At 69.8% G+C, this 17528-nt stretch carries 16 protein-coding genes and 1 rRNA gene; 9 read left to right on the forward strand and 8 right to left on the reverse strand.

Translation table 11 applies throughout. The annotated features are described in order from the left end of the window. Positions 1–130 precede the first annotated feature (130 nt). Positions 131–2092: a streptophobe family protein gene (locus AOK17_RS28400; protein WP_055615413.1), complete on the reverse strand. Its 1962-nt coding sequence runs from the start codon at positions 2090–2092 to the stop codon at positions 131–133. Positions 2093–2333: 241 nt separating this feature from the next. Here AOK17_RS28400 and AOK17_RS28405 point away from each other — a divergent pair, with 241 nt between their 5' ends. After that, positions 2334–4844 carry an ABC transporter ATP-binding protein/permease gene (locus AOK17_RS28405; protein WP_055615414.1) on the forward strand — a complete coding sequence of 837 codons (2511 nt, stop codon included), beginning with the start codon at positions 2334–2336 and terminating at the stop codon, positions 4842–4844. Between the two features lie 87 nt (positions 4845–4931). Here AOK17_RS28405 and AOK17_RS28410 read toward each other — a convergent pair whose 3' ends face one another. From AOK17_RS28410 to AOK17_RS28420, 3 genes are all read right to left on the reverse strand, one after another. Beyond that, on the reverse strand, positions 4932–5639 hold the full coding sequence (locus AOK17_RS28410) for a transglycosylase SLT domain-containing protein (protein WP_055615415.1): 708 nt from the start codon (positions 5637–5639) through the stop codon (positions 4932–4934). Positions 5640–5939: 300 nt separating this feature from the next. Further along, positions 5940–7067, reverse strand: coding sequence for an S-adenosylmethionine:tRNA ribosyltransferase-isomerase (locus AOK17_RS28415; protein WP_055615416.1), 1128 nt, complete (start codon positions 7065–7067; stop codon positions 5940–5942). Further along, positions 7064–7759 (reverse strand): SDR family NAD(P)-dependent oxidoreductase, encoded by a 696-nt coding sequence (locus AOK17_RS28420; RefSeq protein WP_055615417.1) that lies wholly within the window; start codon positions 7757–7759, stop codon positions 7064–7066. The genes AOK17_RS28415 and AOK17_RS28420 overlap by 4 nt, the downstream gene beginning before the upstream one ends. Before the next feature lie 187 nt (positions 7760–7946). Here AOK17_RS28420 and AOK17_RS28425 point away from each other — a divergent pair, with 187 nt between their 5' ends. The 3 genes from AOK17_RS28425 to chpE all read left to right on the forward strand — a co-directional run bounded on the left by AOK17_RS28425 (position 7947) and on the right by chpE (position 10200). Beyond that, the gene (locus AOK17_RS28425) at positions 7947–9125 is read left to right on the forward strand and encodes a GAF domain-containing sensor histidine kinase (protein WP_055615418.1); all 1179 of its coding nucleotides are present in this window, start codon (positions 7947–7949) and stop codon (positions 9123–9125) included. Beyond that, entirely contained in the window at positions 9118–9762 is a 645-nt protein-coding gene (locus tag AOK17_RS28430) for a response regulator (RefSeq protein ID WP_055615419.1), read from the forward strand. Before AOK17_RS28425 ends, AOK17_RS28430 begins: the two co-directional genes overlap by 8 nt. A 192-nt stretch (positions 9763–9954) precedes the next feature. Further along, entirely contained in the window at positions 9955–10200 is a 246-nt protein-coding gene (chpE, locus tag AOK17_RS28435) for a chaplin ChpE (RefSeq protein ID WP_055615420.1), read from the forward strand. 226 nt (positions 10201–10426) lie between these two features. Here the strand turns inward: chpE and AOK17_RS28440 are convergent, their stop codons facing one another. After that, a complete protein-coding gene (locus AOK17_RS28440) occupies positions 10427–11215 on the reverse strand; it encodes a hypothetical protein (protein WP_055615421.1) in 789 nt (262 codons plus the stop codon). 122 nt (positions 11216–11337) lie between these two features. Between AOK17_RS28440 and AOK17_RS28445 the strand changes: the two genes are divergently transcribed. From AOK17_RS28445 to AOK17_RS28455, 3 genes are all read left to right on the forward strand, one after another. Beyond that, positions 11338–12129 carry an ABC transporter ATP-binding protein gene (locus tag AOK17_RS28445; RefSeq protein ID WP_055615429.1) on the forward strand — a complete coding sequence of 264 codons (792 nt, stop codon included), beginning with the start codon at positions 11338–11340 and terminating at the stop codon, positions 12127–12129. Positions 12130–12200: 71 nt separating this feature from the next. Then, positions 12201–12632, forward strand: coding sequence for an NfeD family protein (locus tag AOK17_RS28450; protein ID WP_055615422.1), 432 nt, complete (start codon positions 12201–12203; stop codon positions 12630–12632). Between the two features lie 129 nt (positions 12633–12761). Further along, positions 12762–13712 carry an SPFH domain-containing protein gene (locus AOK17_RS28455; protein WP_055615423.1) on the forward strand — a complete coding sequence of 317 codons (951 nt, stop codon included), beginning with the start codon at positions 12762–12764 and terminating at the stop codon, positions 13710–13712. A gap of 240 nt (positions 13713–13952) precedes the next feature. Here AOK17_RS28455 and AOK17_RS28460 read toward each other — a convergent pair whose 3' ends face one another. From AOK17_RS28460 to AOK17_RS28470, 3 genes are all read right to left on the reverse strand, one after another. Then, positions 13953–14459 (reverse strand): HNH endonuclease, encoded by a 507-nt coding sequence (locus AOK17_RS28460; RefSeq protein WP_055615424.1) that lies wholly within the window; start codon positions 14457–14459, stop codon positions 13953–13955. 145 nt (positions 14460–14604) lie between these two features. Beyond that, positions 14605–15144, reverse strand: coding sequence for a YbhB/YbcL family Raf kinase inhibitor-like protein (locus AOK17_RS28465; protein WP_055615425.1), 540 nt, complete (start codon positions 15142–15144; stop codon positions 14605–14607). A gap of 50 nt (positions 15145–15194) precedes the next feature. Continuing rightward, positions 15195–15980 carry a sporulation protein gene (locus AOK17_RS28470; protein ID WP_055615426.1) on the reverse strand — a complete coding sequence of 262 codons (786 nt, stop codon included), beginning with the start codon at positions 15978–15980 and terminating at the stop codon, positions 15195–15197. 167 nt (positions 15981–16147) lie between these two features. Between AOK17_RS28470 and AOK17_RS28475 the strand changes: the two genes are divergently transcribed. After that, entirely contained in the window at positions 16148–16789 is a 642-nt protein-coding gene (locus tag AOK17_RS28475) for a DNA-3-methyladenine glycosylase (protein WP_055615427.1), read from the forward strand. A 540-nt stretch (positions 16790–17329) separates the two neighbouring features. Beyond that, a 16S ribosomal RNA gene (locus tag AOK17_RS28480) occupies positions 17330–17528 on the forward strand; the annotation flags it as partial.

Consider the following 17528-nt stretch of genomic DNA (forward strand, 5'->3'; position numbering starts at 1 on the left):
GTCCGCCTGACGGACAGGGAACAGTGGGTGTCGCCGAGGTGTCCGCGGTCTTCACGAGCCGTGGCGCCCGCACGCCACGGCCCAGGTCAGCGTCCTCCGGGGCGCCGGTCGGCATCGCCCGGACCGCCGGTCAGCGCCGTCCTGGCGGCCTCCCGGACGGAGGCGGCGGCTCGTCGGGCGGGGGAGGCGGCGGCCCGTCCTGCGAAGACCGGGGCCGGCGCCGCTGCCCCGGAGTGGGCGGCGGAGTGAACGGCCCGGCCACCGTGGGGGCCCCGTACACGTCGTTCGGTGGCCGGGCACCCGGTGGCCGCGCGCCCGGTGGCCATCCGCCCGGATCCTGCCCGCCCGGATCGCGTCCGTCCGGATCCCGTCCCCCGGGAGGTTGCCCGCCGCGGGGCTGGGCCCCGGGCGACCGACGGCCGGGGGGCTGCGCGCCCGGCGCCCGGGGCCCGGAAGGCGGCGGCCCCGAGGACCGGTTGCCGGGGGACTGGGGTCCGGGCGGCGGGACGCCCGGCCGCCGCCCGGACCCGGGCTCCCGCAGCTCGTCGGGCAGCCGCAGATACGGGTTCGTGTCGGGGTTCGCCGGCCGGTACGGCATACCGGGGTTGTAGGGCCCGCTCTCCCCGCCGACCTCCGCGAACGGCGGAGCGGAGGCAGGGACGCCCGGAGCGCCCACGTCACCGGCGCCCACGTCACCCAGTGCCAGCGGTGCCGCGCGCCGCCCGGCGGCCCCGGTGGCGCACGCGAGCAGCGCCCCCACGGTCCCCGCGCCCGCGCCCCACAGCGCCCCGAGCAGCAGGGCCATGCCCAGGTGCCCGTGCAGCTCTATCCCCGCGTCGAACGCGTCGATGCCGAGCACGGCCATCGACGCGTCCACGGACACGTCCGTCAGCCAGGCGAGCAGGGGCATCGCGAGCGCGGTCACGATTCCCAGCCGCAGCGCGCAGCGCGCGGCGAAACCGAGGACACCGACACCCTGGTCACCCGGGACGCCCCGCGCCCGTACGAACGGAGTGCGCACCGCGGTCAGCACGCCCGCGTAGAGCATCATCAGTGCCGCGGCGACCCCCAACAGCCAGACCCGGCTGTCCAGTTCGGCCAGCCGTCCCAGCGAGACGGACTGGTCGTCGGAAGCGCTCAGCAACTTGTCCAGGGGGTCGGGCAGGAACTGGACGAGCGGCCCCGACGCGCTGCCGTCCCAGGGCACGAAGAGCCCGATCGGGATGCCGAGCCACACCCCGTTGGGAGCCCCGACCAGCGCGGCACCCGCGATGCGCTTCGGATTGTCGTCGCCGATCGCCGCGTACGCAGCCGCCGAGAGCCCGGCGAGGACCGCCACCAGCAACACCGTGACCAGCGCGGACGCGGCAGGACGCACCAGGCGGTGCACCGCGGTCAGGCCGCGCGGCAGCGGAGTCCGGCGCGAGGCCAGCAGCGCGATCGCCAGGACGCCGAGCACCCAGCCCAGGCCGCCCAGCAGCGTCGGCACGGTCTCGACCGTGAAGCCCACCTTGGCGTTCGCGTCCGCGAGATCCCCGAGCCGGTCCGGCAGCAGCCCGCCGATGTCACCGAGCCCGGGCACGTCCACCTCGTCGGGCAGCCCGCCGCCCGGCAGCGAATCCAGCCCCAGCGAGCCGCCGTCGATGGTGATGACGTCGTGCCCCGCCCAGGCCAGACCGCCGAGCATCGCCACGAAGAGCGCCGCCACGGCGCCCGCGCGCGCGAACAGTTCGGCCGGCGCGATCACCACCCCGGCCCCGCGCAGTGACCGTAAGAAGAACCAGGACAGCAGCAGCGCACCGACCAGGCTCACGCCGAGTGGCGTGATCTGGAGGGCGGTGTCGGCCTGCGCGCCCTCAAGTCCGAAGGCCGACACGTCGCCGGACGGCGTCACCGACCCACCCGCCCCGAGCGCCACAACCGCCGCGGTCATCGTCCCGAGCGAGCCGGACGCGTCCGCGCCGAGCAGGTGCAGCCCCAGCGCCGCCACCCCGGCCATGCCGATCAAGGCCCAGCTCACGGCGGCGATCGCGGCCAGCAGCACATCACCCCACGGCACACGCCTGCCGTGTCCCACGGTTCCGTCGCTCATCGTCAGCCCCCCGACTCCGCGCCGCGATGGTTCCACCGCGGTGTCCCCCTCGCGTGGGATTACCACTCTCCGGGCCGGTTTCAACCCAGTCAACGGAAACGGACAAGCCGCCCGTACGCGGTCTTCACAAGGCCCGACTTTCGGTCAAGGGGGTCCTACTGAAATAGTTCCCCACGATGTTCGACATCCCTAGACTCCCTGTGATGGGGGAACTTCGGGGGACAACTCAGTGGGGCATGGAGTGCCGGAACTCGTACTGGAATTGAATGGACGGACCTGGACGCTCGATGCGTCCAGGCCACACACCCTCGGACGTGATCCGCAGGGGGACATCGTGCTCGACGACGCCAGGGTCTCCTGGCGTCACGCCACGATCAGCTGGAGCGGCCGCAGTTGGGTCATCGAGGACCACGGCAGCACCAACGGCACATTCGTGCAGGGGCAGCGGATCCATCAGATGGAGATCGGCCCCGGCTCGGCCGTGCACCTCGGCAACGCTACCGACGGCCCGCGGCTGAGCCTGGGGGGCAACGCGTCCGCCGCCGCACCGCAGGCACAGCCCCAGCAGCAGCCGTACGCCGCCCAGGGCGCGCCCGCGGCCGGCTGGGCCCAACAGGCCCCGCAGGCGCAGCAAGGCGCGCCGGAGCAGGGCTGGCAGCAGCCGCAGCAGGGCGCGCACATTCCGCCGCAGCAAGGACCCGGTGGGGGCGCGGGGGCGCCGCCGGTCTACGGCGACCGCAGCCCTACCACGTTCCACCAGTTCTCGCTCGGCCGTGTGATGCGCATCGGCCGTGCCCTGGAGAACGAGCTGGTCGTCTCCGACCTGCAGGTCTCGCGCAACCACGCGGAGTTCCACGCGACGCCGGACGGCCGCTACGAGATCCGCGACCTCGGCTCGCACAACGGCACGTACGTCAACGGTATGCCGATCGCCAAGGGTGGCTCCGCGCTGCTCGGCCCGAACGACATCGTCGGCGTCGGCCACTCGACGTTCCGCCTGGTCGGCGACCGGCTGGAAGAGTTCGTCGACACCGGTGAGGTCTCGTTCTCGGCCCGCCATCTGACGGTGACGGTCGACGGCGGCAAGCAGATCCTCAAGGACGTCTCCTTCGGCGTCCCGGAGAAGTCGCTCGTCGCGGTCATCGGCCCGTCGGGCTCCGGCAAGTCGACGCTCCTGAAGGCGCTCACGGGCTACCGCCCCGCCAATCAGGGTGACGTCCTCTACGACAACCGGAACCTCTACAAGCAGTTCGCCGAGCTGCGTCAGCGCATCGGTCTGGTCCCGCAGGACGACATCCTGCACAAGGAGCTGACCGTCAAGAAGGCCCTCAAGTACGCGGCCAAACTGCGCTTCCCCGCGGACACCACGACGCAGGAGCGCGACGCCCGTATCGAGGAGGTGCTGCGCGAGCTCAAGCTCGACATCCACAAGGAGAAGAAGGTCACCTCCCTCTCCGGTGGCCAGCGCAAGCGCGTCTCGGTGGCCCTGGAGCTGCTGACCAAGCCGTCGCTGATCTTCCTGGACGAGCCGACCTCCGGCCTCGACCCGGGCATGGACCGCGACGTCATGCAGCTGCTGCGCGGCCTCGCCGACGACGGCCGCACGGTCCTCGTCGTCACGCACTCGGTGGCCGAGCTGGCCATCTGCGACAAGCTTCTGGTCATGGCGCCCGGCGGCTCGGTGGCCTATTTCGGTCCGCCCGAGGAGGCCCTGAACTTCTTCGGCTACGACACCTGGGCCGACGTCTTCTCCGCCTTCGAGAACTACCGCGACTACGACTGGGCGGGCCGCTGGAAGGGCTCGCAGCACTACCAGATGTACGCCGCGGACATCGACGCGGTCGCTCCGCAGTCCGTAGACATGCCGTCGGCCCAGTCGATGCGCCCGCCCAAGCCGCAGGGCTGGGGCTCGCAGCTCATGACCCTGATCCGCCGCTACACGTCGGTGATCGCGTCCGACAAGGGCTTCCTGGCGCTGACGGTGATCCTGCCGGCGGTGCTCGGCGCGGTGAGCCTGCTCATCGAGCCCGACAAGACGCTGCTGGTGAACAAGCAGCTGGGTCCGAACGGCCTGCCCATCCCGAACAGCACGGCCGCCACGGTGCTGCTGATCCTCGCGGTCGGCGCCTGCTTCGCGGGCGCGGCCAACTCGGTCCGTGAGCTGATCAAGGAACGGGTCATCTACGAGCGGGAGCGCGCGACCGGCCTGTCGCGCTCCGCGTATCTGATGTCCAAGGTGATCGTTCTCGGTGTGATCACCATGCTCCAGGGTGCGCTGGTCGGCGCGATCGGCTTCATGAGCCGGACGATTCCCGACAAGGGACTGATCCTCGGTGGCTCGGTCGCGATCGAGCTCTCGCTGCCGATCATGGCGCTGGGCTTCACGTCGATGATGTTCGGCCTGGTCATCTCCTCGCTGGTGAAGACCGCCGAGAAGACCATGCCGCTGCTGGTCATGTTCGCGATCATCCAGGTCGTCTTCACCGGCTGTCTGTTCCCCCTGGCCGGGGCCCTGGGCGTCAACGAGTTCTCGTATCTGATGCCGTCGCGCTGGGCGGTCGGCGCCGCCGGTACCACGCTCGACTTCAACAAGATCAACCCGCACAACACGACCGACTCGGACCCGCTCTGGGACCACGAGGCGCTGACCTGGGCACTGGACATGGCCGCGCTGTTCGCGCTGGCCGCTGTCTGCGCCTTCCTCGTGGCGCGCTTCCTGCGCCGCCACGAGCCCGAGGTCATGCGCAAGTAGCCGGACCGTTCAAGGAACACACGCGAAGGGCGGCTCCCCGTTGGGGGCCGCCCTTTTCGGCGTACTCGTCAGAGGTCCGCGCAAACCTCAGTACGCGCTGTTGACGTTGTCGATCGAGCCGTACTTGTCGGCCGCGTAGTTGGCGGCGGCGGTGATGTTGGCGACCGGGTTGTACTGGCTCTTGGCCGTGCCGGCGACGTGGTACGCGTCGAAGGTCGGCTTGATGACCTGCAGCAGACCGATGGACGGGACACCGTTGATCGCGTTGATGTCCCAGTTGTTGATGGCGTTCGGGTCGCCAGCGGACTCCCGGATGATGTTGCGGTGCAGGCCGTCGTACGTGCCCGGGATGCCGTGCTTCTTCATGATGTCCAGCGACTGGCGTATCCAGCCGTCCAGGTTGTTCGCGTAGGTCTTCGCGGCAGGCTTGACGGCGGCACGCTTGGCGGACCGGCTCGCGGCCTCCTTCGCCTTGCGGGCGTCCTCGGCCTTCTTCTTCGCGGCGGCCTCCGCGGCCTTCTTGGCGGCTGCGGCGTCGGCGGCCTTCTTCTTCGCGGCGGCGGCCTGGGCGTCGGCCAGCTGTCCGCTGAGACCGGCCGTGGCGGGCTTGAGCTGCTCGGCGGAGAAGGCGACCGGAGCGGCGGCGACCGAGTCGGCGCTGGCCTGCTGGGTGTTCCCCGGCACGAGCGAGAAAGCGAGGGCCGCGGCGCCCAGCGTGGCGACACCGGCGAGGGAGAGCTTGTGGGTCTTGGTCAGCGTGCGGCTATGACCAGGAGTGTTCTGCTGCTTGGGCATGGCTGATGGACCTCTTCGAATAGCGCGGAGGTCGCTCTCGGCCCGATGGGGACAAAGGTGTTTCCGGGACAAGCGCCGTGGGTAGGAACCCGCGCCGCCGAGCGACCGGTGGCCATTCTTAGCGGTCGCAATTTCCTGTGGCAAAGGTGTGACGTACGAAGCCGGGTAGTGGAGCCAGGAAGGGCAAATCGGGGCAGACTGACACGTCTGCCCCGCTCACCAGGAGTCCCTTTGTCTCCTAGGTCCCTTCGTACGTGATGTGCGCCCTATGTGCGGGCTCACACCGACCCCGGTCCGCTCTCACCGGCAGTTGCTGGCGCAATGCTCTGTGTGAGGAGCCTCCTCCGGGAGGATGAGGTGCACGTCGCCGAACTCGTGCCACAGGTAGCGCCCGCGCAGTGCCGCCTCGTACCCACGGTCGATCGCGGCCCGCCCCGCGACCGCCTCCAGCATCAGCAGATGCGAGGCCTCGGGCTCGTGCAGCCCGGTGAGCAGCCCGTCGACGACCCGCACCCCGCACTCCGGGGTCACCACGAGGTCGGTCCAGCCCTCGGCGGCCCGTACCACCCCGTCGGCACCGGTCGCCGACTCCACCGCCCGTACGGCCGTCGTCCCCACCGCGACGACCCTGCCGTCGCCGGCCCTGGCCGCGTTGATCAGCCGCGCCGAGGTCTCCGGCACCGCGAAGCGCTCCGGGTACGGCGGCTCGTGCGCCTCGGCCGAGGCGACCCCGGTGTGCAGCGTGACGGGCGCGAACTGCACGCCCCGGCTCACCAGCGCCGCCACCAGCCGCGCGGTGAAGGGCCGCGCCGCGCTCGGCATCTCCGCACTGCCCGCTCCGTCGGCGGCCGGCAGCGCGAACACCGTCTGGTACGCCGACAGCGGCTGGTCCCGCTCCGTATAGGAGTAGCGAATGGGCCTCCCGTGCCGGCCCAGGAGCCGCGGGACGTCGGCCTCCGGCCCCGGGACGTCGGCCTCCGGTACCCGTCCGCCCGGTTCCGACACCCGCCCCCACCACAGCCGCGGGCTCCGCCCCGTGAGGGGCTCCTCCAGGACGAGCAGTACGCCCCCGGGGAGACGCACCTCTGTCCCCGCGGGCCCACCCGCACGCGCGCGCGTGGTGCCCCTCCCGTCGGGATCCCGCACCTCCACGGCCCAGCGCCCGTCGTCCCCCCGCGTGGAGAAATGCACTACCACGCGCGCGTGCCCGATCCGCCCGTCCACCGCGGCGGCCAGCGTCGGTGACGTGTTCACGATGAGCAGGTCGCCGGCTCTCAGCAGACCCGGCAGCTCCGCGAACCCGTGATGCGACACTTCCGTACCGCGCGAGACGAGCAACCGCACCGCGTCACGGTCGAGCCCCTTGCCGCGCTGCTCGGCGGGCACCCGGGCCGACAGCTCCTCCGGCACCCGAAGGGCCGTCGTCATCGCTGCTCCAGCAGCGCCGACGCCCCGAAACGCCCGCTGGCCGGACGCTGGTCGATCAGCCGCAGAAAGGCAGGCACGACACGGGCCGGCTCCGGCCGTGGATCCTCGTCGTCCGGCACGGCCGCCGCATACAGATCGGTGCCCATGTCGCCCGGGTCGACCGCCCAGACCCGCAGCCCGGGCTCCTCCTCCCCGAGCACCGCCGACAGATGGTCCAGCGCCGCCTTCGAGGCCCCGTAGCCGCCCCAGGTCTCGTACGCCTCGGCCGCCGCGTCCGAGCTGACATCGATCACCGCGCCCGCGGGGGACTCCCGCAGCAGCGGCAGCGCCTCCTGGACCAGACCGAGCGGCGCGACCACGTTGACCTCCAGGGCCCGCCGCAGCCCGTCCAGGGCCAGCGCGTCGAGACGTACGAGCGGTTCGGCGCCCAGTGCGCTCGCGTTGTTCACCAGGAGATCGATGCCACCGAGCTCCCGCGCCGCCGCCACCAGACCGGCCCGATGAGCACCGTCCGTGACATCCCCCGGCAATGCCTCCACCCGTGTCCCGTACTTGGCGAGGGCGGCGGCCGTCTCCTGGAGGACTCCCGCCGTTCTGGCGTCGAGCACCAGATCCCAGCCGCGCTCCGCCAGGGCCTTGGCGAGCGCGCGGCCCAGCCCCTTCGAAGCCCCCGTGATGATCGCTACCGGCATGACGTCCGTCCCCTCGTCCCATGGCCGCCGCTCCCGGCGACTGCCTCCAACGTAGGAACCGGACCGCCCCCGCCGCCTCGTGCGCGGGCCGCAATGCGAAGGGGCCCTTCGCCCTAGGCCCAGCGGCCTAGAGAGGGGCGCCACAGGTCGGATACGCGCTGTCACACCCCGCCGGTACCGTGAGGTCATGAGCAAAGGACCCCGGTCGGGCCTGTCCGCGGTGAGCACCGCGCTGCTGGCCATGAGCCGCCACCTGGAGGTGCGCGACGTCCTCAAGACGATCGTCGCCTCGGCCCGCGAACTGCTCGACGCGGAGTACGCGGCTCTGGGGGTCCCGGACGACCACGGCGGCTTCGCCCAGTTCGTCGTCGACGGCGTCAGCGACGCCCAGTGGAAGGCCATCGGCCCGCTCCCGCGCCAGCACGGCATCCTCGCCGCGATGCTGCACGAGGCCCGCCCCGAGCGCCTCGCCGACGTGCGCGAGGACCCCCGCTTCGAGGGCTGGCCCTCCGCCCACCCCGACATGTCCGACTTCCTGGGCCTGCCCATCCGAGACGGCGACGAGGTCATGGGCGCCCTGTTCCTGGCGAACAAGCTGCGTCCTGCGGAGGGAAGCCCTTCACACTCCCAGGGCGGCAAGCCGGAAGGCGGTTGCGGCTTCACCAAGGACGACGAGGAACTGCTGACCATCCTCGCCCAGCACGCCGCGATCGCCCTCACGAACGCCCGGCTGTACGAGCGCAGCCGCGAGCTCACCATCGCCGAGGAGCGCTCCCGCCTCGCCCACGAACTGCACGACGCCGTCAGCCAGAAGCTGTTCTCCCTGCGCCTCACCGCCCAGGCCGCCGCCGCCCTGGTCGACCGCGACCCGGCCCGCGCCAAGGGCGAACTCCAGCAGGTGGCCGCCCTCGCCGCCGAGGCAGCCGACGAACTGCGCGCGGCCGTCGTCGAGTTGCGGCCCGCGGCACTCGACGAGGACGGACTGGTCGCCACACTGCGCACCCAGATACAGGTCCTCGACCGCGCCCACTCCGCGCGCGTGACCTTCGACAGCTGCGGTGTCCGCGCACTGCCCGCGGCCCAGGAGGAGGCCATGCTGCGCGTCGCCCAGGAGGCGCTGCACAACGCGCTGCGGCACTCCGGCGGCGCCCGCGTCGACGTCACCCTGGAGCGGCACGGACCTGGCGCCGTCCTGCGCGTCACCGACGACGGCAGCGGATTCGAACCCAGGGCAACGCGCCGCGCGGGCCGCCACCTGGGCCTGGTGTCCATGCGCGACCGGACCAGCGGCGTCGGAGGCACGCTCACCGTGGAATCGGCGCCCGGAAAGGGCACCACGATCGAAATGGAGGTCCCTGGTGGCTGACGCAATCAAGGTGCTGCTCGTCGACGACCACCAAGTGGTCCGCCGGGGCCTGCGCACCTTCCTCGAAGTACAGGACGACATCGAGGTCGTGGGAGAGGCGTCCGACGGCGCCGAAGGAGTCGCCCGCGCCGAGGAGTTGAAGCCCGACGTCGTCCTCATGGACGTCAAGATGCCGGGCATGGACGGCGTGGAGGCCCTGCGCAAGCTCCGCGGACTCGACAACCCCGCGCGCGTGCTCATCGTCACCAGCTTCACCGAGCAGCGCACGGTGATCCCGGCCCTGCGCGCGGGCGCCGCCGGTTACGTCTACAAGGACGTGGACCCCGACGCCCTCGCCGGAGCCATCCGCTCGGTCCACGCCGGACACATCCTGCTCCAGCCCGAGGTGGCCGGCGCGCTGCTGTCCCAGGAGGAGACCAACTACGGACAGGGGAGAGGCAGTTCACTCACCGAACGGGAGCGCGAGGTGCTCGGCCTGATCGCCGACGGCCGCTCCAACCGTGAGATCGCCCGCGCCCTCGTCCTCTCCGAGAAGACCGTCAAGACGCACGTCTCGAACATCCTGATGAAACTCGACCTCGCCGACCGAACGCAGGCCGCGCTGTGGGCCGTACGTCATGGTGTGGCCGACGGATGACCTGCTGATCCGCGGATCGGTGGCCTTCCGGAGAGGACTACGGACGGCAACACGGAGGGTCCCGTTCCGGACTGAGATTCATACCGTCGTGGGAATGTCCCCCGGATGGCGCATCCTTCCGGGATCTCCGCCGTTCTCCAGTGCGTGCTGCGGCGCTTTGCCGCAGTGGTTCACAAGGAGAGGGCTCAAGAAGTGAAGAACCTGAAGAAGGCCGCAGCCGTCACGATGGTGGCCGGTGGCCTGGTTGCCGCCGGTGCCGGTTTCGCCTCCGCCACCGATGGTGCGCACGCGGGCGGCAAGGCCGTTGGCTCGCCGGGCGTCGCCTCGGGCAACCTCGTCCAGGTCCCCGTCGCCATCCCGGTGAACGCGGTCGGCAACACCGTGAACGTTGTCGGCATCCTGAACCCGGCGTTCGGCAACGACGGCTTCAACGGCTGACGTTCGCACCTCGGGTCACCACTGACCACCGGCCTTCCAGGCAAGCCTGGGGGGCCGGTCCGGTTTCCGGCCCACCAATACCTGCGAGCCGCCGGTGGCCGAGCGCGCAGTTCCCCGCGCCCCTAAAGAACGGGCCCGTTCTTTAGGGGCGCGGGGAACTGCGCGACCAGCACACGACTCACCCGCAGCCGCCAAGCCCCCTCCCCACAGAGTCAGCGGGCGCAGCTCAGCGCGCCCCCCGCTCCCGCTCCTCCACAAACGCGTTGAACGCAGCCACCTGAGCCCTCCGAGCCGTCCGCTCGACCGGCCGCAACGCCTCGGAGCGCGCGGCCATCTCGGACGCGCTCACAGCCCCGCCGTGCCCGTTCTCGGAGGCGACGGAGATGAGCAGCCCGACCCGCTGGGCCAGCTCCAACACCCGTACCGCACGCGGCGGATACCCGGGTGCGAGCACCTCACGCCCCCGCTCGGCCCGAGCCCGGTACGCGTCGATCGCCGCCTCGGCGACCGGACCCGACCCGGCGACATCGAGCCGCGACAACATCTCCGTGGCATCGCGCAGCGCCTCCGCGAGCTCCCGCTCCGCCTCGCCGAGGGACGGCACATCGGCCGGCGGCGCCTCCCGCACGGGCAGACAGTGCCAGAGGACCTCCACGTGGACATCGCCGTCGGGCCCGGCCTCGTACACCTCGGGTACGAGCCCCAGCGCGGCCCCGTGACAGACCACCGCCTCCTCGGCATCGAGGGCGCGGGCGTTGAAGTCGGGCGGCCCGCTCAGCCCGAGCGGATGCCCGGGCGCGGGCAGCGCGACCCGCAGACCGGTCACCCCGAGCGCGCGCAGCCGCCCGAGGGCGAGGGTGAGCCCGACGGGCGCGGTCTCACCGGGCAGCCCCTCGACCCGGTGTACCGCGTCCTCGCCGACGATGGCGACGACCGCGTCGTCCGGAGAGGCAAAACCGGCCAACAGGGCATTTCCCCATGCTGCCAGCCGTCCTGAGCGTGGTTCCGAATGCATGGCTCCCACCCTAAGGACCGGCCGATGGATTGGACGGGTCGACCGGTGGCGTAGGTTTTCCCTGGGGGCTGCGTCCACAGACGTCAGCGACGGCCGAGACTGCAATGGGAGACAGCGCGCTCATGAGCGATGTTCTGGAGCTTGAGGACGTATCCGTGGTCCGAGAGGGCCGGGCTCTGGTGGACCAGGTCTCCTGGTCGGTCAAGGAGGGCGAGCGCTGGGTCATCCTCGGTCCCAACGGCGCCGGAAAAACGACCCTTCTGAACCTCGCCTCCAGCTACCTCTACCCCAGCCAGGGCACCGCCACCATCCTCGGCGAGACCCTCGGCAAGGTCGACGTCTTCGAGCTGCGCCCGCGCATCGGCATGGCCGGCATCGCCATGGCGGAGAAGCTCCCCAAGCGCCAGACCGTCCTGCAGACGGTCCTGACCGCCGCCTACGGCATGACGGCCGGCTGGCACGAGGACTACGAGGACGTCGACGAGCAGCGCGCCCGCGCCTTCCTCGACCGCCTCGGCATGACCGAGTTCGTCGACCGCAGGTTCGGCACGCTCTCCGAGGGCGAGCGCAAGCGCACCCTCATCGCCCGCGCGCTGATGACCGACCCCGAGCTCCTCCTCCTCGACGAGCCCGCCGCCGGTCTCGACCTCGGTGGCCGCGAGGACCTCGTACGCCGCCTCGGCCGCCTCGCCCGCGACCCGATCGCCCCCTCCATGCTCATGGTCACGCACCACGTCGAGGAGATCGCCCCCGGCTTCACCCACGTCCTGATGATCCGTCAGGGCAAGGTGCTCGCCGCCGGCCCGCTGGAGCTCGAACTCACCTCGCGCAACCTGTCGTTGTGCTTCGGCCTCCCGCTCGTCGTGGAACAGGTCGGTGAGCGCTGGACCGCGCAGGGCCTGCCCATGTCCTGACCCCAGGAACACCTGCCCCAACTTGATCGGCGCCCTGTCGGGGACAGGACCCGCGGACCTACCATGACCACGTGGACGACATCGACGCATGGGTGTGGTGGCTGATCGGCGCGGTCGGGCTCGGAATCCCGCTCGTCGTGACCGCGATGCCGGAGTTCGGAATGCTCGCCGTCGGCGCCGTCGCGGGCGCCGTGACCGCGGGGCTCGGAGGCGGTGTGGTCCTCCAAGTGGTGGTCTTCGCCGTCGTCTCGGTCGCGCTCATCGCGGTCGTACGCCCAGTCGCCACCCGACATCGCTCCCAGCGGCCCCAACTCGCCACAGGCATCGACGCCTTGAGGGGCAAGCAGGCCGTCGTCCTGGAGAGAGTCGACGGTTCGGGTGGCCGGATCAAGCTCGCCGGAGAGGTCTGGTCCGCGCGCGCCCTCGACACCGGACGCGCCTACGAAGTAGGCCAAGAGGTGGACGTCGTGGAGATCGAAGGGGCCACGGCCATCGTCATGTGACTCCGTGGCGTCCAGTGAACGGAACGTCGCACGTGGCGAGTTGTGGTCTGACACACTCGTCCAGCAAGATCTTCGACAATCACAAGATCTTCCGGAAGCACCTAGGCGGAGAAGGGTACGGGGACCACGATGGAACCGATCATCATCGTCCTGATCATTCTGGTGGTGTTGGTCTTCATCGCATTGATCAAGACCATCCAGGTGATCCCACAGGCCAGCGCGGCCATCGTCGAGCGGTTCGGCCGCTACACGCGCACGCTCAACGCCGGCCTCAACATCGTCGTCCCGTTCATCGACTCGATCCGCAACCGCATCGACCTCCGTGAACAGGTCGTTCCGTTCCCGCCCCAGCCGGTGATCACCCAGGACAACCTGGTCGTGAACATCGACACCGTCATCTACTACCAGGTGACCGACGCCCGCGCCGCCACCTACGAGGTCGCCAGCTACATCCAGGCGATCGAGCAGCTCACCGTCACCACGCTCCGCAACATCATCGGTGGCATGGACCTGGAGCGGACCCTGACCTCCCGCGAGGAGATCAACGCGGCCCTGCGCGGCGTCCTCGACGAGGCCACCGGCAAGTGGGGCATCCGCGTCAACCGCGTCGAGCTCAAGGCCATCGAGCCGCCCACCTCCATCCAGGACTCGATGGAGAAGCAGATGCGCGCCGACCGTGACAAGCGCGCCGCGATCCTCACCGCCGAAGGTATCCGCCAGTCGCAGATCCTCACCGCCGAGGGCGAGAAGCAGTCCGCGATCCTGCGCGCCGAAGGTGAGGCAAGGGCCGCCGCACTGCGCGCCGAGGGCGAGGCCCAGGCCATCCGTACGGTCTTCGAGTCCATCCACGCCGGAGACGCGGACCAGAAGCTCCTCGCCTACCAGTACCTCCAGATGCTCCCGAAGATCGCCGAAGGCGACGCCAACAAGCTCTGGATCGTCCCCAGCGAGATCGGCGACGCCCTCAAGGGCCTCAGCGGCGCCATGGGCAACTTCGGCCCGATGGGCGGCATGGGCGGAGGCGGCGGCCAGGGCAACGCCCCCACAGAACGCCGAGAAAAGCCGTCGGTCACCGACTGACCAGCACACAAGAGGGGGCTCGCGTCACAGGACGCGAGCCCCCATTCTTGTTCCGGGCCGCGGGAGCAGCCAGTCTTCCTTGAGGCGCGAGGAACGGCCTGCTGGGGCGCGGGGAACGGCGCATCCTTTAGGGGCGCGGAGAACTGCGCAATCTTTTAAGGGGCGCGGGGAACTGCGCACCGAGCCACGACCCACCCGCACCCACCAACGAACCCGCACACCCCGGCCAGAGCGAAGCGCCTACGCCGCCGGCTGCGCAAGCCACTCCGGCAAAGCCTCAAGATCATCGCGCCCCAGCGCGAGCAACATCGCATCGGCAGGCGTCGGCTCGAACGGCTGCCGCAACAGCGGCATCCCCGCCTGATCCGGCGTCCGCGCAGCCTTGCGATGGTTGTCCTCCGCGCACGAGGCAACCGTGTTCAGCCAGGAGTCCTGACCACCCTGCGCCCGAGGCACGACGTGGTCCACGGTCGTCGCCCGACGACCGCAGTAGGCGCACCTGTGCCGGTCACGTACCAGCACACCCCGCCTCGACCACGGCGCTTGTCTTCGGAACGGCACCCGGACATAGCGGCACAGCCTGATCACCCGGGGCGCCGGTATATCGAGCGCGGCTCCGCGCATACGCAGTTCGGGGTGGGCCTGCTCGACAACGGCCTTGTCCTGCAGCACCAGAACGACGGCTCGGTTCAACGTCACCGTCGACAGCGGCTCAAAGCTCGCATTCAGCACCAGCGTGTCCCGCATCAAGCCCACCTCCCATGCGCACCGGCCCACCGCCTGGCGGGCTTGGATCAACTCTGGCCGGGCACGCCGAGATGGACAACGCAATAAAAAATGCCCGCCCCTGATCAATTCCATGACCAGGGGCGGGCAAACGTTCAGTGAACGCTCAGCTGTCCGCGGGAGCCGCGTACTCGGCGATGACCTGCGCCCTCGCCAGCGTGTGGAACCGGAGATTGAAGCCCACGACAGCCGGGGAGGCGTCCGAGTCGGGACCGAGCTTCTCCTGGTCCACCGCGTACACCGTGAACACATACCGGTGCGCCGGGTCCCCGGCAGGCGGCGCGGCGCCGCCGAAGTCCTTCGACCCGTAGTCGTTGCGCGCCTGCACGGCGCCCTCGGGCAGGCCCTCGAACTTCCCCGTGCCCGCGCCCGTCGGCAGTTCCGCCACCGAGGCCGGAATGTCGAACACGACCCAGTGCCAGAAGCCGCTCCCCGTGGGGGCGTCCGGGTCGAAGCACGTCACGGCGAAACTCTTGGTCTCCGGCGGGAAGCCTTCCCAGCGCAGCTGCGGCGAAATGTTCCCGGCCGCGTAGACCTGAGCGTCCTTCAGCGTCGCGCCCGGCTCGACGTCCTCACTCGTGACCGTGAAGGACGGCACGACGGGATGGAAGTCGTGGGGAAGCGGCGGCCTCTTGGGCTCGGTCACCTCGGCACCTCCTGATCGGTTCCTGATCCTTGGAAACTCTCGCCCCGAGCCTAGAACCAGTTCCGCTTGCTACCGACCTCGGACAGCCACTGGTTGAGATACGCGGTCCAGTCGGTCCCCTGGAAGTCGTTGAGCCCCACCTTGAAGGAGCGGAACGTGTCGCTGCCCTCACTGAAGAGACCCGGCTTCTTGTCCATCTCCAGTACGACGTCCATCTCACGGTCGTCCGCGACGAAGCTGAGTTCGACCTGGTTGAGACCGCGGTACTGCTGCGGCGGGAAGAACTCGATCTCCTGGTAGAACGGCAGCTTCTGCCGCGTACCCCGGATGTGGCCGCGCTCCAGGTCCGCGTTCTTGAAGCGGAAGCCCAGCTGGATGAACGCGTCCAGCAGCGCCTGCTGCGCCGGCAGCGGGTGCACGCTGATCGGGTCCAGGTCGCCGGAGTCCACCGCGCGCGCGATCTCCAGCTCCGTGGTCACACCGACGTTCATCCCGCGCAGCGGCTGCCCGGAGATGGTCGTGATCGGCGTCTCCCACGGGATCTCGAGCCCGAACGGCACCGCGTGCACCCCGCCCGCCTGCAGCTCGAAGGCACCGCCGAGCCGCAGCTTCGTGAACTCGACGTCCTGCTTGTACTCCTGGTCGTCATGGCCCTCGACCTCGACCCGGGCCTGGAGACCGACCGACAGACCCTCGATCGCCTGGTTCACGGACCCGCCCTGGATCCGCACCTCACCCTGGACGACGCCGCCGGGTACGACGTTGACCTCGGTCAGCACCGTCTCGACCGAAGCCCCACCGGCCCCCAGGCTCGCGAGCAGCCGCTTGAACCCCATGTCTTTTCCTCCTCGGGCAACGCCCCGTTGTTGTTCTGTCCGGATCAGATCCTTGATCCATACAAACGCGATCCAGCCGTGTCCGGTTCCGCGCACTCACCCTGGCAAGACGCACGCTCCCTGACCACCCCGTACGCAGTCACACCTCTGTACTACGCTCGTACGCCATGATCGCGGCCCCTGACCGTACGCCCCTCACCCGGGAGTTCTTCGACCGACCCGTACTGGAGGTCGCCCCAGACCTCCTGGGACGCGTACTTGTGCGCACCACCCCGGAAGGTCCGATCGAACTCCGCCTCACGGAGGTCGAGGCGTACGACGGTCCGAACGATCCCGGCTCCCACGCCTACCGCGGCCCCACCGCCCGCAACGGCGTGATGTTCGGTCCGCCCGGGTACGTCTACGTCTACTTCACCTACGGCATGTGGCACTGCATGAACCTGGTGTGCGGCCCGGAGGGCAGGGCGAGCGCGGTCCTGCTCCGCGCCGGCGAGATCACCGAAGGCGCCGAGCTGGCTCGCAAACGTCGACTTTCGGCCCGAAACGACAGAGAACTGGCCAAAGGCCCGGCCCGCCTGGCCACGGCCCTGGGGATCGACCGGGCCCTCGACGGTACGGACGCATGCGCCACGGAGGGTTCACCCCTGGGCCTCCTCACGGGCACCCCGGTGCCTTCCGACCAGGTACGCAATGGTCCACGCACCGGCGTGTCCGGCGACGGAGGCGTCCACCCGTGGCGCTTCTGGGCCGACAACGACCCGACGGTGAGCCCGTATCGGGCCCACACCCCCCGCCGTCGCCGAACTTGACTCTCCCCTGGGGGGTCCGTAATGTAGCCCGAGCCGCTGAACCGGGTACGGCGTTCAGTCAGCAGTCGGAAGCGGCCAACCCACTACCTACGACTTCCTCTGAGTGAGGGCGAATTCGGCGTGCCTGCATGCCTGAATTCAAGCTTGCGGAACTCGATTATGAGTTGCTGAAGGGATCGGCTAACGTAGTGAATGTCGAAAGGCCGCGAGGCCAAAAGGCAAATCCCACCGACTGGGAATCACGGCCCGAAAGGGTCTGATAGAGTCGGAAACGCAAGACCGAAGGGAAGCCCGGAGGAAAGCCCGAGAGGGTGAGTACAAAGGAAGCGTCCGTTCCTTGAGAACTCAACAGCGTGCCAAAAATCAACGCCAGATATGTTGATACCCCGTCTCCGGCCATCATGGCTGGGACGAGGTTCCTTTGAAAAAGTCCTGCCGGGCATTGTTCCGGTAGGCGCACAGCGAGGACGCTGTGAACAGTCGGGCTTATTCCGCTCGACTGTTCCGCTCTCGTGGTGTCATCCCGATTACGGGAATACATTCACGGAGAGTTTGATCCTGGCTCAGGACGAACGCTGGCGGCGTGCTTAACACATGCAAGTCGAACGATGAAGCCCTTCGGGGTGGATTAGTGGCGAACGGGTGAGTAACACGTGGGCAATCTGCCCTTCACTCTGGGACAAGCCCTGGAAACGGGGTCTAATACCGGATAACACTCGCCGAGGCATCTCGGTGGGTT

This window comes from Streptomyces phaeochromogenes (assembly GCF_001418655.1).
GTDB classification, from domain to species: domain Bacteria; phylum Actinomycetota; class Actinomycetes; order Streptomycetales; family Streptomycetaceae; genus Streptomyces; species Streptomyces phaeochromogenes.